Annotated in this window: 9 protein-coding genes; 4 read left to right on the top strand and 5 right to left on the bottom strand. The window is 49.5% G+C overall.

Features of this window, described 5'->3' with window-relative positions:
- From VFC92_09980 to VFC92_09965, 4 genes are all read right to left on the bottom strand, one after another.
- Complete coding sequence (locus VFC92_09980; GenBank protein HZK08519.1) at positions 1-3,741, bottom strand: nitrate reductase subunit alpha; 3,741 nt, start codon at positions 3,739-3,741, stop codon at positions 1-3.
- A gap of 32 nt (positions 3,742-3,773) precedes the next feature.
- Positions 3,774-5,069 carry an MFS transporter gene (locus VFC92_09975; protein ID HZK08518.1) on the bottom strand — a complete coding sequence of 432 codons (1,296 nt, stop codon included), beginning with the start codon at positions 5,067-5,069 and terminating at the stop codon, positions 3,774-3,776.
- 13 nt (positions 5,070-5,082) lie between these two features.
- Complete coding sequence (locus tag VFC92_09970; protein HZK08517.1) at positions 5,083-5,685, bottom strand: TetR/AcrR family transcriptional regulator; 603 nt, start codon at positions 5,683-5,685, stop codon at positions 5,083-5,085.
- Between the two features lie 317 nt (positions 5,686-6,002).
- Positions 6,003-7,790 carry a M14 family zinc carboxypeptidase gene (locus VFC92_09965; protein HZK08516.1) on the bottom strand — a complete coding sequence of 596 codons (1,788 nt, stop codon included), beginning with the start codon at positions 7,788-7,790 and terminating at the stop codon, positions 6,003-6,005.
- Positions 7,791-7,944: 154 nt separating this feature from the next.
- Here VFC92_09965 and VFC92_09960 point away from each other — a divergent pair, with 154 nt between their 5' ends.
- Positions 7,945-9,546, top strand: a complete 1,602-nt coding sequence (locus VFC92_09960) for a C69 family dipeptidase (GenBank protein HZK08515.1) — start codon at positions 7,945-7,947, stop codon at positions 9,544-9,546.
- A gap of 39 nt (positions 9,547-9,585) precedes the next feature.
- Complete coding sequence (locus VFC92_09955; GenBank protein HZK08514.1) at positions 9,586-10,749, top strand: metallophosphoesterase; 1,164 nt, start codon at positions 9,586-9,588, stop codon at positions 10,747-10,749.
- 228 nt (positions 10,750-10,977) lie between these two features.
- Here the strand turns inward: VFC92_09955 and VFC92_09950 are convergent, their stop codons facing one another.
- The gene (locus tag VFC92_09950) at positions 10,978-11,106 is read right to left on the bottom strand and encodes a hypothetical protein (protein ID HZK08513.1); all 129 of its coding nucleotides are present in this window, start codon (positions 11,104-11,106) and stop codon (positions 10,978-10,980) included.
- A 297-nt stretch (positions 11,107-11,403) separates the two neighbouring features.
- On the opposite strand from VFC92_09950, the gene VFC92_09945 reads away from it, so the two are divergent.
- Together VFC92_09945 and VFC92_09940 are read left to right on the top strand one after the other, a co-directional pair.
- Positions 11,404-14,664: a carboxypeptidase regulatory-like domain-containing protein gene (locus VFC92_09945; protein HZK08512.1), complete on the top strand. Its 3,261-nt coding sequence runs from the start codon at positions 11,404-11,406 to the stop codon at positions 14,662-14,664.
- A 468-nt stretch (positions 14,665-15,132) separates the two neighbouring features.
- Positions 15,133-15,459: hypothetical protein (locus VFC92_09940; protein HZK08511.1), on the top strand; the 327-nt coding region annotated here is incomplete at its 3' end.

Genomic DNA, 15,459 nt, shown 5'->3' with positions numbered 1-15,459 from the left:
CTATTTGTTATTAGTGGTTTCCGTGATGGGTTCGTCATTCCATTCTACCTTTTTTAATTTGCGGACGATTACAAACTCGTCGCGGTTGGAGCCAATGGTACCGTAGTAGTTGAATCCCCAGGCCAACTGTGCGTAGCCACCGATCATGTGCGTTGGTTTGAGGCTGAGACGCTCGACAGAATTATGCACGCCGCCGCGGTTTCCGTTTATCTGGTTGGTGGGCATATTCACCGTGCGCTCCTGGTTGTGGTACATCACCAGGGCACCTTCGGGTATGCGCTGCGATACGATAAGCCGCGCCACCGACGCCCCGTTAAGGTTAAAAACTTCCACCCAGTCATTGTCTTTGAGATGAATTTTTTCGGCGTCGATCTCGCTCATCCATACAACTGGACCGCCGCGCCCCAGCGTGAGCATTATCAGATTATCCGACCATGAGGAGTGTATCGTCCATTTGTTGTGCGGTGTCATCATATTGATGATCAGATACTCGTCATTCCCGGTAAGGTTGAGCATCTTTTTATCGATGGATTTGGTGTTGAGAGGCGGCTTGTAGCACACCAGGTTTTCGCCAAAAGCGATCATCCACGGATGGTCCTGATAGGAAGTTTGCCGTCCGGTTAGGGTGCGCCATGGGATAAGTTCATGCACGTTGGTATAACCGGCATTGTACGACACCTCTTCCGAATCGACGCCGCTCCAGATGGGCGACGTGATGATTTTACGCGGCTGACGAAGCAAATCTTTAAAGCGTATCTTCTCGTCTTCGCGGCTTCTTGCCAGATGTGCGTGCTCACGGCCGGTGATTTTTTCGAGCGCCTGCCAGGCCTTCACCGCCACATGGCCGTTGGTTTCGGGCGCCAGAGTAAGGATTACCTCGGCGGCGTCTATATCGCTTTCGATGCGCACCAGACCGTTGGTCTCGCCGGGATGCTCAGAAGTCTTATTCAGTTTTTTCAAAAACTCCACTTCATCATCTGTATTCCAGTTGATGCCTTTGGCACCGTTGCCGGCTTTTACCATCAGTGGGCCGAGGGTAGTAAAACGATGATACGTTTCGGGATAATCGCGCTCCATCGCAACAATCTTCGACATATTCTTGCCGGGTATCAGCTCTTTGCCTGATGTTTTCCAGTCGATGGCATCGGTAGTTTCCGAAAGCTCCATCGGGCTGTCGTGCAGCAATGGCAAAAGCACAATATCTTTTTCTTTGGCAAGATGACCTTTGGTGAGTTCAGAAAAACGTTTGGAAACGCCTCTAAAAATCTCCCAGTCGGAACGGGCTTCCCACACCGGATCCACTGCTTTGCTAAAGGGATGGATAAACGGGTGCATGTCGGTGGTGCTAAGGTCGTTTTTCTCGTACCAGGTAGCCGCCGGCAGAATGATGTCGGAGTGCAGCGTGGTGGTCGACATGCGGAAGTCGAGCGTAACGAGCAGATCGAGTTTGCCCTCGGGCGCTTCGTCGTGCCACACCACCTCGCGGGGCAATGCGCCACCGGTTTTTTTCAAATCCTCACCCAACACACTATTTTGTGTTCCCAACAGGTGTTTGGTAAAATATTCCATGCCTTTGCTGCTGGAGCCGATCAGGTTGGAACGCCACACAAACAGATTACGCGGGAAGTTTTTCGGATTGTCGGGGTCTTCGGAAGCAATGGTAAGGTCGCCGCTTTTGAGCCGCTGCGTAATATAAGTTTCCGCGCTGAGGCCCGCTTTTTTGGCTTGTTTTGCCAGCGTTAGCGGGTTCTCAGAAAGCTGCGGACTCGAGGGCAGCCAGCCCATGCGTTCGGCTTTTACATTACAATCTATCATCGACTGCCTGCCCCATTCGTCCTGATCGGCCAAAGGAGAAACCAGTTCGGTGAGACCTACTTTTTCGTAACGCCACTGATCGGTGTGCATATAGAAAAAGGAGGTGGTATTCATGTGTCTGGGCGGACGGTTCCAGTCGAGACCAAACGCCAGCGGCAGCCAGCCGGTTTGTGGCCGCAGCTTTTCCTGCCCCACATAATGCGCCCATCCGCCACCCGACTGGCCCACGCAGCCGCAAAACATCAGCATATTGATGGCGCTACGGTAAATCATGTCGGTGTGAAACCAATGGTTGACGCCGGCGCCAATGATGATCATGGATTTGCCTTTGGTTTTGGCAGCATTTTCAGCAAACTGCCGTGCCGTGCTAATGATGTGCGCTGCCGGAACCCCAGTGATGGTTTCCTGCCAGGCTGGTGTGTAGGGCAAATCCTGGTGATAATCCGTAGCAGCCTGATCGTCGTCGTAGCCACGCGAAATACCATAATGAGCTATCATCAAATCAAAGACGGTGCAATAGAAATATTTGCCGTCGGCAGATTTTTTAACAGGCACTTTGCGCGTGATGATGTCGCTGTGGGTGCTTGCTGCAAAATGTTCGTGCTTATAGGTGCTACCACCAAAATAGGGGAACGAAACCTCCACCAGTTGGTCTTTGTCGTCAGCCACTGTGAGGACGGGATTTATCTCCCTTCCGGTTTCTACATCTTTCAGCTCCAGATTCCAGCGCTGGCTTTTGTCCCACCTCGATCCGATGGTGCCGTTGGGTAAAACCATTTCATTGGTTTTGGTATCGAGGAGAACCGGCTTCCACTGCGCATTTTCAACCTTGCTCAGCTCGCTATCCATATCGCTGGCCCGCACCAGGCTTCCGGCAACATACCGGTCGGCTTTCTTTTCTATTTTCACCAGGAAAGGTAAGTCGGTGTATTGGCGGGCATATTCTTCAAAATAGGGTGTTTTTTTATCTAAATAAAATTCCTTTAAAATCACATGCCCCATAGACATTCCCAGCGCGGCATCGGTGCCTTGCTTTGGTTTCATCCACAGGTCGGCAAACTTTGCAGCGTCGTTGAAGTCGGGCGAGATATTGATGATCTTGGTGCCTTTGTAACGCACCTGTGTATAAAAAGGCGCGTCGGGCGTGCGGGTGAGCGGCACGTTGGAGCCCCACAGCATCAGAAAGGAAGAGTTGTACCAATCGGCGCTTTCGGGCACGTCGGTTTGCTCTCCCCAGGTTTGTGGCGACGAAGGTGGCAGGTCGCAATAAAAATCGTAAAAGCTAAGAACAGTGCCGCCTATCAGGCTCAGGTAACGCGTTCCCGAAGCATACGAAACCATCGACATGGCCGGGATGGGTGTAAAACCCACCACGCGATCAGGGCCGTAAGTTTTGATGGTGTAAACGTTGGCAGCAGCGATAATTTCGTTCATTTCGTCCCAATCGCCGCGCACCATTCCGCCCAGGCCACGTTCGGCTTTATATTTTTTAGAAATGGCTTTGTCTTCCACCACGCTTGCCCACGCCTTGACGGGATCGCCGGTTTTGGCTTTGGCATTGCGATAAGCCTTGAGCAGCGAAGCACGAATTGCAGGATACTTTACGCGATTGGCGCTGTAGAGATACCACGAATAGCTGGCACCACGCGGGCAGCCACGCGGCTCGTGGTTGGGCAAATCAGGCCTGGTTTCAGGATAATCGGTATGTTGAACCTCCCAGGTTACCAGGCCACTCTTCACATAAATCTTCCACGAACATGAGCCTGTGCAGTTGACGCCATGCGTGGAACGAACCACTTTATCATATTGCCAGCGGTTGCGGTAAAAACTTTCCCAGTTGCGATTTTCATCGGTGGTAACGATGTGCTTATCACGACTCTCTTGTTTGTTTTTACTAAAATAAATAAGTCGGTTGATCAGGCTCATAGTCTTCGTTTTTATTAATAAATAATTGCTTTCTATAATAATTCCGTCAGATGTTCTTGTTTGTTTTTATTGCTAATCATTACCCAAATAATCACCAGGTTGATAACGGCAAGCGCCACAAAGGGGATAAAGCCACGGGCATAGCCAATATGGCCAAATTTGCCAGCGATAGCACCCATTAGCGGCGGCAAGGCAAACCCACCAAAGGCGCCCAGCCCGCCGATCCATCCAGCAGCTCCGCCCACTGCTTTGGGCACATACACCGGCACCAGCTTAAACACTGCCGCATTGCCCACACCCATCCCGGCGGCCAGCAGCACCACGGCAACCATGCTCATTGGCACCGTTTCGGCAAACGAGAGCATTGCCGCAGCCACCAGTATTACGCCCATAGAGAGCAGCACCATGCGTTCGCCGCCAAAGCGGTCGGCAATGCTTCCGCCCGGCACACGAATGGCCGAAGCCAAAATAGAAAAGATAGCTGTAAACAATCCTGCCTTTACGGGATCAAAACCCTGAAACTCGTTCCAATAAGTGGGAAACCACGCTGTAAGCGCGATAAACCCGCCAAAGGTGGTGAAATATAAAACCACCAGCGCCCAGGTATTTTTTACTTTGGCTGAGTTGATCAAACTGTCTTTTACGCCCCCTGTAGGGAAAAGCTCCTGTCCCTTTTCGCTGGCTTTTCCTTTGGCCTTGGATTGGGATAAACCGGCACGTACATATTGAAAATAGTAGGCATCCTGGCCGATAAAGCCATACAAAATGGTGCCCAACAACAGAAACAGGAACCAGGCAAAGTAGGCCGAAATAAAGCCGTAATAAGTTAGGAATATGGGCAGCACCAGCGAAAAAATGCCGGGCGCCAGATTTCCCAGTCCGGCATAGGTACCCAGCGCCATGCCTTGCTTGCTGCTCGGAAACCAGTAGGAAGTTTGCCCGATGCCTACCGAGAAAGTAGCGATACCACAGCCGCTCAGCATGCCAAAAAACAACACCAGCCCGTACATTCCCTGCATGTCGTCGGGATAGGACGTAAACAATAGTAACGTAACGCCACCAAGACCTACAACGCTAAGCATCATCAAAATCAAAAAGGGAATCTTGCCGCCGGTAGTGTCCACCCAGGCGCCAAAGGGTATGCGCAGCAGCGAGCCGGTGAGCGTCGGCACAGCGATAAGCAATCCCAGTTCTACCGGCGTCAGCGACATGGCTTCCTTAAAAATGATGGCGGTTGGCCCATAGAGCGCTACCGCCGCAAATCCGAAGAAAAATCCCAGCGTGGTGCCGGTAAGTCCTTTTGAGCTGTTTCCTTTCAGTTTTATCATCACATTTCTGTTTTTAGGTTTTTGCCGATGAAGTGTTTAGTAATATTTTCAAAGTATTGATAAGTTCTTTCCCCTGCGCAACGATGTCGGTGGTATATCCCATAATTTGCCATTGCTTCACCTGCAGGCGCACAGAACCCAGAATAATAGTAGCCAGTAGTTTGGCCTGCACATCCTGCCTGATTTCGCCATTGGCCTGACCCTGCGCCAGAAAATTGGTAAGCTGTCGCAAATTTTGGTTCATCACACCGGAAACTTTTTTGTAAAGGATGTCTTCATTGCGAAAAAACTCTTCCGAAAAAATCACTGAAACCAACGAAGGGGTAGCTTGAAATATCCCGAAAAGATTCATAAAAAGCGCTTCGAGTTTTTCAGGAACTGATGTATCGGATTGGAGAACAGAAGCAAAAAGCTGCTCGAAATTTTGGTCAAAATATTCGAGTATCGCTAGCAGGATGCCAACTTTGTTTTCATAATGGCGATACACAGCAGATTCGGAGAAGCCTATCCTGCGGGCCAGGTTTTTAATGGTCATTCCCTGGATGCCGCTTTCGGCAATAAGCGCGAGTGCTGCGTGGATTATCTCTATTTGACGTGGTGTAAAATCTGAAGCCATAAAATGTCAAGATAAAATGAGTTAATCAATATTCACCCACAAAAATAAAAAGTTCTTTTGAATTGGCCAAATCAAATGGAAAAATAAAATGATTCCACACAATTAAACTTTTTCGTTGTGGTTATAAATCCTCCGCTAATTCACTCGAATTAAACTAATTCACGCGAAAAGTAATTAGCGACAATTCGCATAATTGGTGGTAATTCGCGGACAAGAAAACCATCCACGAATTCACTCGAATTAAACTAATTCACGCGAAAAATAATTAGCGGTAATTTGCTATAATCGGAGGAAATTCGCGGATAATTGACGAATCGTTATTCCGCAACCAGCGGCAATTGAATAGCTTCGTTGAGTCGTACCACCGGATAGCGGTTTACGCGGTTGTCGGCCCACTCGGTATTTTCATAAATGTAACCCATCTGCGCACGATGGCTGGCGGCCAGCGCAGGATCGTTTTTTACGGCTTCTTCAAATTGCTTTTTAAAATCAGGATTTGTGTCGAGGTATTTCATGGCGTTTTCTTCAAAGCCATACGACGAGAAGTATTCGCGGCTTTCGAGGCAGGGATCAAAGAAATTCCATCTAAAAAACGAATCTTCCGCTTCCGGCTCCAGCATCTCCACAATGTATTTGTTGGCTGGCTGGTTCATCTTTATCACATAGTCGCCGGCATAAAACATCAGCGTATCGCGCACTTTCTCGAGCTGCACCTTACTATGATAGCGGTGCCAGTTGTATTGCTGCGGCCACGACGCTACATTTATAATTTTATAATATTCGGCCACCAGCGCAGTATCTTTGGCCAGTCGGCACATCTTCACCCGGTTAAGAGCAAGACGTTCGGTAACTTCCTCCCAGGCCGACGGCACGATGTAAAATTCGGGTGCTTCCACGGTAAGTGCCGACACATAATGATCGTAAAATGGGATGAGTGTGTCGTAAGGCTTCTGACGGTTGTAGCCCCGCCGCGGCAATCCGGTAACCGGACTTATACCGGTTTCGTCCTCGTAGCCACGAAAGCGAATCATCTGCCGCTGTGAAGTGTCGAGCGACCATTGCACCGTGAATTCTTTTTGGTTGGTAATCGTTTCGGCGGCTTCAGCACGCAACTCCCGGATGGTGCTGCTGTGGCTGGCGGTAAAACCTGTTAACACTCCCAGGAAATCATACACCGAACGCACCCTGTCATCAAAATCTTTGTAAATATGGTTCTCGGTCATAAAGCCCAGCGTATTAAAAAGCCCGACATAACCCGTCGAAAAATGTGGCTGCTGCAAATCGAGCGCAATGCCACCCTTCGGCGACTCCGTAAGGTAGCTGACGTAAGGAATCAGCGGGTAATCGGTTTGCTCCATGGCCTCGTAAAGATGCGGGATAAAAGTGTCGCGGTAAAACGCTCCCAATGCCGCAGGCAAAGCGTCGGGCTGAAACTCGATGAGCGTAATCACATATTGATGATCGGAGCCATTGGTGGTGTGCGTATCAAGGAAGACGTCGGGATTCCACGTATGAAAAATCTCCGCAAAGGCCTTGGCATTTTTGGTATCCATCTTCACAAAGTCGCGGTTGAGATCGAGATTTTTGGCGTTGCCGCGATGCCCACCCGCATGCGGCGAAGTCTGGCCGGTGCGGTGGTAAGCACTTCGGTTGAGGCTGCCGCCCACATTATACACCGGAACGATACACACCACCACACTGTCGAGCAGACTGCGCATCCCGTTGGCGTTGCGCAGCACATCATCGGCAAACCACAGGCTCGCATCGATACCCTCAGGCTCGCCGGGATGAATGCCGTTGTTGATAAGCACCACTGCACGACCGCTTTCGTGCACTTTGGCAGGATCGAAAACCCCGCCAACCGACATCACAAAAAGATGCAGCGGCTTGCCGGCATCCGTCACGCCGTAGCTTAATAATTCCGCTTCCGCGTAACGATCGGCCAGCCGCGTATAATATTCGATGGCCTCGTAATAAGTCACCGTTTCGCTTTCGCTAAATTTCAAATCCAACAGTGCTTCGGTAGTTTCAGGAGCATCGCCGGAGCGCGTGCAGGCAGCGAGGGCAAATAAAACGAATACAAAAAAGATATTCCTTCGATTCATAACTTTTAAAATAATCAATGATGAAAAGCTTTAGCTAAAAAATTGGCCGTGCAATTATAGAAATAAAACCTTGTTGGCTGGTGATATCAAACCAGATCCTTTTCCAAAATTCACTTACATTTGCTGCCCATCTGTAAACACAACTAATTGTACTATGAAAACTTTTAGATTTCTGATTATCTCTACGTTGCTTTTTGCCACGCCATTGTTCACTTCAGCTCAGGATAAACCTGATTGGGAAGGCGGCTTTCCCGATGGCTGCACCTCCATCACCTGCGGACGCGTTGCCACTGCCGACGGCTCTGTGATTACTTCGCACACCGACGACAGCCACCGCACTCGTTCGTGGATCGACATTATGCCACCACGCACCCATCCCAAAGGCGCCACACAAAATATGTACAAGCGCGAACCCTGCGACACGCTGGCCATGCCCACTTATTCCAACATCAAAGTCGGTGAGATTCCGCAAATCGTCTCCACCCATGGCTACATCAACACAGCGTATCCTTGCCTGAACGACCATCAGTTGGCTGTCGGCGAATCCACTTTCGGCGGACACGATGTGCTGCAAAGCGACAACGGGCTTATCGACTGCCAGCGCCTTTGCCAGCTCATGCTCGAACGCTGCACCACTGCACGCCAGGCCATCACCATGAGCGGTGAACTGCTGGCCGAATATGGCTGGAACGATTATGGAGAATGTCTCACCATTGCCGACAAAACGGAAGTGTGGCATCTGGAGATTGTGGGTCCCGGCAAAGGAAACCGCGGCGCTATCTGGGTAGCGCAGCGCGTTCCCGACGATCATGTTGGCGTTAATGCCAACGCCAGCACCATCAAGGAAATTGATCTTGAAAACAAAGATTATTTTATGGCTTCGGCCAATATTTACACCATGGCCATCGACAGCGGCTGGTGGAAAAAAGACGAAGAGCCTTTCCGTTTTTGCTATGCCTATGCGCCCGAAAGTCGCACTTCGCTGGCTTCACGCCGCCGCGAATGGCGCGTTTTCGATTTGCTGGCACCCTCTTTAAAACTTGATCCTTACCAGGAGAACTATCCTTTTTCAGTAAAACCTGACCGCCCTGTTGAAATGAGCGACCTGATAACGGTTTTCAAAGATTATTACGAAGACACCCCTTTTAATTTTGTGAAAGACCTCACCGTTGCCGACGACTCCGGTCGGATGATCATCTCGCCGCTGGCCAATCCACAGATGCCCTACGATATGAACAAGCTTTTTAAAATAAACGGCGGCTGGGGCTGGCGTGGAGAACGCCCCATTGCGCGCTGGTACACCATGTACGCCACCATTATCCAGTGCCGCGACTGGCTGCCCGACGAGATTGGCGGAGTGGCATGGCTTGCCATGGACAACGTGGTTACCTCCATTTACATCCCCGTTTATGGTTCGGTTACGGATTTGCCTTCGCCATACAAAACCCCCGGACGTCCCAACGGCTATACCATGGAATCGGCCTGGTGGGCTTTTAACCGACTGGGCACGCTGGCATCACAGCGCTGGGGCGACATGCGCCACGACGTGGACGCAGTATGGAATCCCTGGCAGCAAGAACTTTTGGACAACCAGAAAAATATCGAACAAAAAGCCCTCGACGCTTACAACGCCAACAACCCCGAAAAAACCCGCCAACTGCTCACCGAATACACAAATGAGTGGGGAACACGCGTGGTAAATCAGGCCTGGAAACTTGGCGACCTGCTCTGGACGAAATATGACGAACAATTTTAAAGCGTAGCTGTTGTTCTCGCCAAAAATCTTGGCAAACCTATGAACTGGAAACAACTCGCGGTCTTCCTCACCGTCTTTTTTGTAATTTATCTGGGCATCAGCTATTACATTTTTCAAAATGGCCTGGTGGCGATGCGCTCTTTTGGGTCAGCAACCGCTGTAACTATTTATATCATCGTTTTTGTGCTGGCGGTGATGATGTATCCCCTTGTGCGCATTGTCGGCAAATGGCTACCCGTGAAGCTTTCGGATGCGCTGTCGTTGGCAGGCGGGATGTGGTTTGCCGCCATGCTTTACTTTACGCTGCTGCTGCTGGCTATTGATTTTGTTTATTTGCTGGCGCAATGGATTGAACCCGCGGCCAATTATCTGGATGCTCATTTGGCAATAATAAATGCCGTTACTTTTTCAATAGTTATTCTGGTGGTGATAATAATGATCATTTATGGTTATCAAAATGCACTTCGCCCGAAGATGCAGCGGCTCAGCCTCGATCTTTACAAACCTATCCCCGGACTGCGAAAGTTGCAGCTGGTCTTTGCTTCCGATATTCATCTGGGACACATTATCGGCAGACACACCCTGCAGCGACTGGTAGATGCTATCAATGCCGAAAATCCTGATCTTGTACTTTTCCCCGGCGACTTGGTGGATGAAGAGCTGCAGCCGGTAATCGACAAAGACCTGGGCGTGATCTTCGAACAGCTAAAATCCAAATACGGCGTCTTTGCCGTTACCGGGAATCACGAATACATCGGTGGCGCCGACAAAGCTGTAGAATATCTAACCAGACACGGCATCCGTTTTTTGCGTGATGAAGCTGTGGAAATCGACAGCGCTTTTGCTTTGGCCGGTCGCGAAGATGCCAGCAGCAGCAATTTCATCGGCACCAAAAGAAAAAGGTTAAAAGAAATCCTTTCGGGGATAAACCCACAACTTCCGATTATCGTGATGGATCATCAGCCCATCGCATTGCAGGAAGCTGCCGACAACGGCACCTGCCTTCAGATTTCCGGTCATACCCACCATGGCCAGATGTGGCCGCTGCAAGCCATCACCCGCCGCGTGTTCAGGCTGAGCCGCGGTTATATGAAAATTATGAACACCCATTTTTATGTCTCTACCGGCGCCGGTACTTGGGGGCCTCGCGTACGCATTGGCAACCACCCGGAGGTTGTTAGCATCACGCTTCTCAGCAGGTAATCCTCAGTCTTTAGTCTTCAATCTTCAGCAGGCATTCTTTAAAGATTAAAATTGATCAAGAAACCTCACTTGTCTCAAACAGTGAACTATTTCCGTAGGAGCGACAGTATGGTAGAATGAAACATCAACGCCATAATCCAAAGCCGGGGTTTGGCTTAGGCTGGCTTCGACTTGGTTCGGCTACGCTCACTAGACACCGCTCACCAGCCGACGCTCAACCACCTCAACCTAAGCTGTGTCTATTTTTGAAGGCTCTGCCTGCTTCTTTTCCAGAATTGAAACAGGCAAAGCCTGTAAAAACAAGCTGGCTTCGACAAGCTCAGCCACCACAGCCACCACAGCCTCGTCCGAACTCATCCAGATACAACGTAACCGCCACGAGGCATTGAATGAGAATCGTAAGCGTGCGGACGAGACCTCGAAACGTCCGCAGGACTTTCGAGCGTCTTAAAGTAGCCGATGAGCGCGGCAGGGATTGCAGCGGCAGATGGCGCAGCCAGCTATAGCGGAAAGCCCGTCAGCCGCCCAAATTAATATTTTGAGACATCACAAAAACTTTTATAGTTTTACTGTCTCCTTTCAACCACAGAAACAATCATCTTTCTTTTGATTTTGTTTTTATAAAATAATCTTAACCTATCAAATTTTAGAATTATGAAAAACATTTACCTGACGTTTTTATTTGGTTTGCTGTTTTGCGTGGCTACGCAGGCACAAGAACCATTGGCTATCGACCTCAACGGCGACATCATCCCCACCGAGGCAATCATTGCCCGCGACCTGCAACCGCAAACTATGGAATCGTTTGCAATGGTGCCCGAAGAACTGCGCGGTGAATGGAGTGCGCATGGCCCGTGGGGTGGAAACATCCGTGGCTTTGCTACCGATGCCACCAATGGCATGCACGTAACGGTGGCTTGCGGAAGCTCCACCGGCGGAAATGGCGGAATGTGGTATTCGCAGGATGGCGGCGCCACCTGGAATTCTTCCAACATCAACAACAAGATTATGTACGGCGTGACCGCCCACCCCACGCAGGCGGGAAAATTCTATGCCGGCGGCAAAAATGGTATCTACGAATCGACGGACGGCGGGGCTGCCTGGAACCTGATCGCGTATCCATCCACGACCATCATCGGCATCGGCTTGCAGACGGCCAACCCACAGCTTATGGTTGCCGGCATAGCCTCCAACCAGGGCGTGCGTTATTCGCCTGACGGTGGCACGACATGGAACAACAGCAACCTGGCGGTAGGTTTTATGAAAGACTTTGCTGTTTCGGCGGCAAACCCATCAAAAATGTTTTTGGCAGTGTCGGGCACAACAGGCTCGGGGCTTTACACTTCCGTGGATGGCGCCACCTGGACAGCCATAAACCCGGCAGCTTCCGGCGAATGTTATGGCGTATATGTAGATCCCGCCAATGCTGATTTTCTGCTGCTGGGCGCTCAATTCGGAATTTTTAAATCTATCGACGGTGGCGCTAATTGGACACAGGCCTTGTCAACCAGCAATTTCGCCCGCGGCATTGTGAAATACAACAACGTTTTCAGAACCGTGGTGTATGGTGGTGATATTTACGAAAGTACCAACAACGGCGATACGTGGACAGCGGCGGCCAGCACTTTTCCGGAGAAAACCTGGCAGGCAGTTGGCGTCTCTGCGGCCGGACCGCTTTTTGGAAGCTGGGGCTCCGTTATCCGCGGCGAGGGGCAACAATATGTGATGAGCGTGGAAGGACTCAACAATGTGTATGTTCATTGCATTGCCTACTTTGCTGATCGCAACGAACTTTGGGCAGGCTCCGAGGGCAGCGGCATCTGGCGCTCGACAGATATGGGTCTGACCTGGCAAAACAAATCCACAGGCCTGCAGGGCTGGTGGGCTTATGGGTTTGCACCTACTAATGATTACAACTGGCAAAATGGTCGCATGCTCGTGGCCACCAACAATGGTGTGTTCTATAGCGATGATTATGGCGAAAACTGGCAGGTGCTGCACCAAACCACCACCTATTACACCGGAGTGATGATTCATCCCGACAACGCCGACATCATGTGGGTGGGCGGCTCTACCGGGCCAGTGGAATATACCACCGATGGCGGCAACACCTGGAATGCTTCGGCAGGATTGCCTTTTGCCTTTTATCCGCGCTTTAATATGTGTGAAAATGGCAGTGGTGGATTACGCGTGCTGATCAGCTACGAACAATTGGGCACCGAAACTTATTATTCGGATGATTTAGGCGCCAATTATACAGCAGCTACAGGATTTACGGGCGTGAGCTATTTCACGGATCAATCCGTTCGTCCGGCGGGAGCGTTGGCCCAAATGGTTTACCAATCGACAGACAAAGGAATTTATAAATCTGCCGACGGAGCCGTTTATACGCAATGTCCCAACCTTAGCGGAATGGCCTGGAGCGTGCTGGGCACCACGGGCACCGACGTTTATGCAGGGGCCGGCAACGGCGTATTTCACAGCGCCGACGAAGGACAAACCTGGCAGCCTTTTAATACAGGCATCGAATACATGGCGATATGGGATTTGGCTTATGGAAATACTACCGATGTGATTTTTGCCGGAACACGCGGCTACAGCGTTTATGCTTACGGTCTGAATATTATCCCTGCTGTTGAATTGCCTTTCACCGAAAATTTCGACGGCCAGGAACTCCCCGCTGGATGGCAAAATATTGATAATGCCACTGCCGGAGAAACATGGCTTTTCGACAATCCTGGCTACCGCACATTTACCGGCGCAGGGTTCGACGACAACTTTGCCATTATCGACAGCGATTTCTATGGCAGCAGTTCCGGACAGGATGCTGACCTGATTACACCTCCCATCAATTGCAGCGATGCCGATTATGTGGTTTTAAAATTTGATCAGTCATTCCGCCAGTACCAAAGTTCGGAAGGAACAGTTTCGGTAAGCAGCGACGGAGTAAACTGGACGAGTGTTTATGAGATATCATCCAATAGTGGCTATCCTGATCCCGCAATAACAGTTACGTTAAATATTTCGACTGCTGCTGCTCATATATCCACCGTTTGGGTTAAATGGAATTACGTGGGCGAATATGATTACTGGTGGGCCATCGACAATGTGCAGATAACCGATGAGCCGGTGACCGGACTTAATCCGCCTCAAAATCTATCGGCCACAGTTGTTAATACTGATGTAGCCCTGGCGTGGGAAGCTCCGGCAAGGGTTGAACTGCAAGGCTACAATGCTTATCGCGATGGTCAAAAGATTAATACATCCCTGATACCCGCGCTTGCTTTTGTGGATGTAAATGTATCTGCCGGAACACATATTTACACCGTCACAGCGGTTTACAATATGGGCGAGTCGGTTCACTCGGCGCCCGTTCAGGTAACCATTGGTGGTGAAACCGGAAAAATTCAGGGCTTTGTGCGCGATGCCATCACCAACATTTCCATAACCGATGCGCATGTTACTGCTACAAATAGCGACAACGGCGCTGTAGCCACTACCACTCCTTTTGGTTCGCACTATTCGATGCTACTGCCGGCAGGAACTTACACTCTGACCTGTTCGGCAGACGGTTACCAAACTTCTGAAGCTGTTCAGATAACTGTTGAAGTGAATCAAAATACTGAGCATACCTTTTATCTGCAACCCGGAGATGATGAAACGCTTACAGACCTGCCTGCCGAAGGGACTGCCGTCATAAAGATTTGGCCAAACCCTGCAGCTGAGCAATTGGTGATTACCAATGCAAAAGCGGGAAGCATACGCATCATCAACCAAAGCGGAGTTGTGATGATGGAGATGCCCATCGGCTGCAATGACCAAGCTATCGATATCAGCCATTTATCAGCAGGATTGTATTTTGTTTTTATTAAAACTGAAAATGGAATAGACATCCAAAAGCTGGTGAAAAAATAAATTCACAGTATTTTTAAAAATAAAAAGCTGCTTTACTCGCCTCACCCCTGACCCCTCTCCAAGCTATAGAGGAGAGCTCTTCTACCGGGCTTTATATGAGTTCGCCAAGCGGAGCGCTTCGTTTTGGATTCAGGTACAAACCACGAAAGTGAGCTCCCTTCCCCGCGTCGGGGAAGGGACGGGGATGGGGCTATTTTGATGCGACCTATCTCATTTTGTGCCACACTCCCTCTATAATTTTATAGGAGAAATCTCCAGCTGAGCCTTTAGGAAGTTTACCTGGCAAACCGGGTCAACTTTGATTCAGTGTAACTAACTCCTGATTTTTCTTAAAAACTTTTTAAACAAAATAATAGAGAGTATTCACTTGATCGTGAATCATTACAGCTATTATGTAAATAATTAGATAAATAGATTTTTAAGAAAGTCATATCGGCAATACAAAAAAATACAATACTTTTGGGACAAATGGAAAAACGGTTCCAAAACCTGCCAATTTTTGACCTCCAGTCAAAGCTCCCGAACGATGGGGCATCTCTATCCTATTTATTAGAACTCAAATGGGATGTGGGATTTAGTTGTCTGAAATGTGGAAACAACAAGTATTTTACGAACCGAATGAAATCCATAGACTGGCTTTGTGAATTACATCATCGGGTTGATAGTTTGCAGAAATATATTAATGAATACTGCTATCGTTTTAGCTGGGGCGCAATGAGCGGTGGCTTTTTTTATAACCTATCGAAAAGAATGGTCAAGGGTAAACCTTTCCCATATAAAGTTCACTGTTTATTA

This window comes from Bacteroidales bacterium (assembly GCA_035647615.1).
Lineage (GTDB): Bacteria > Bacteroidota > Bacteroidia > Bacteroidales > 4484-276 > SABY01.
The sequence above is the reverse complement of the archived record's forward strand: the minus strand, read 5'-3'. Positions and strand labels throughout refer to the sequence as shown.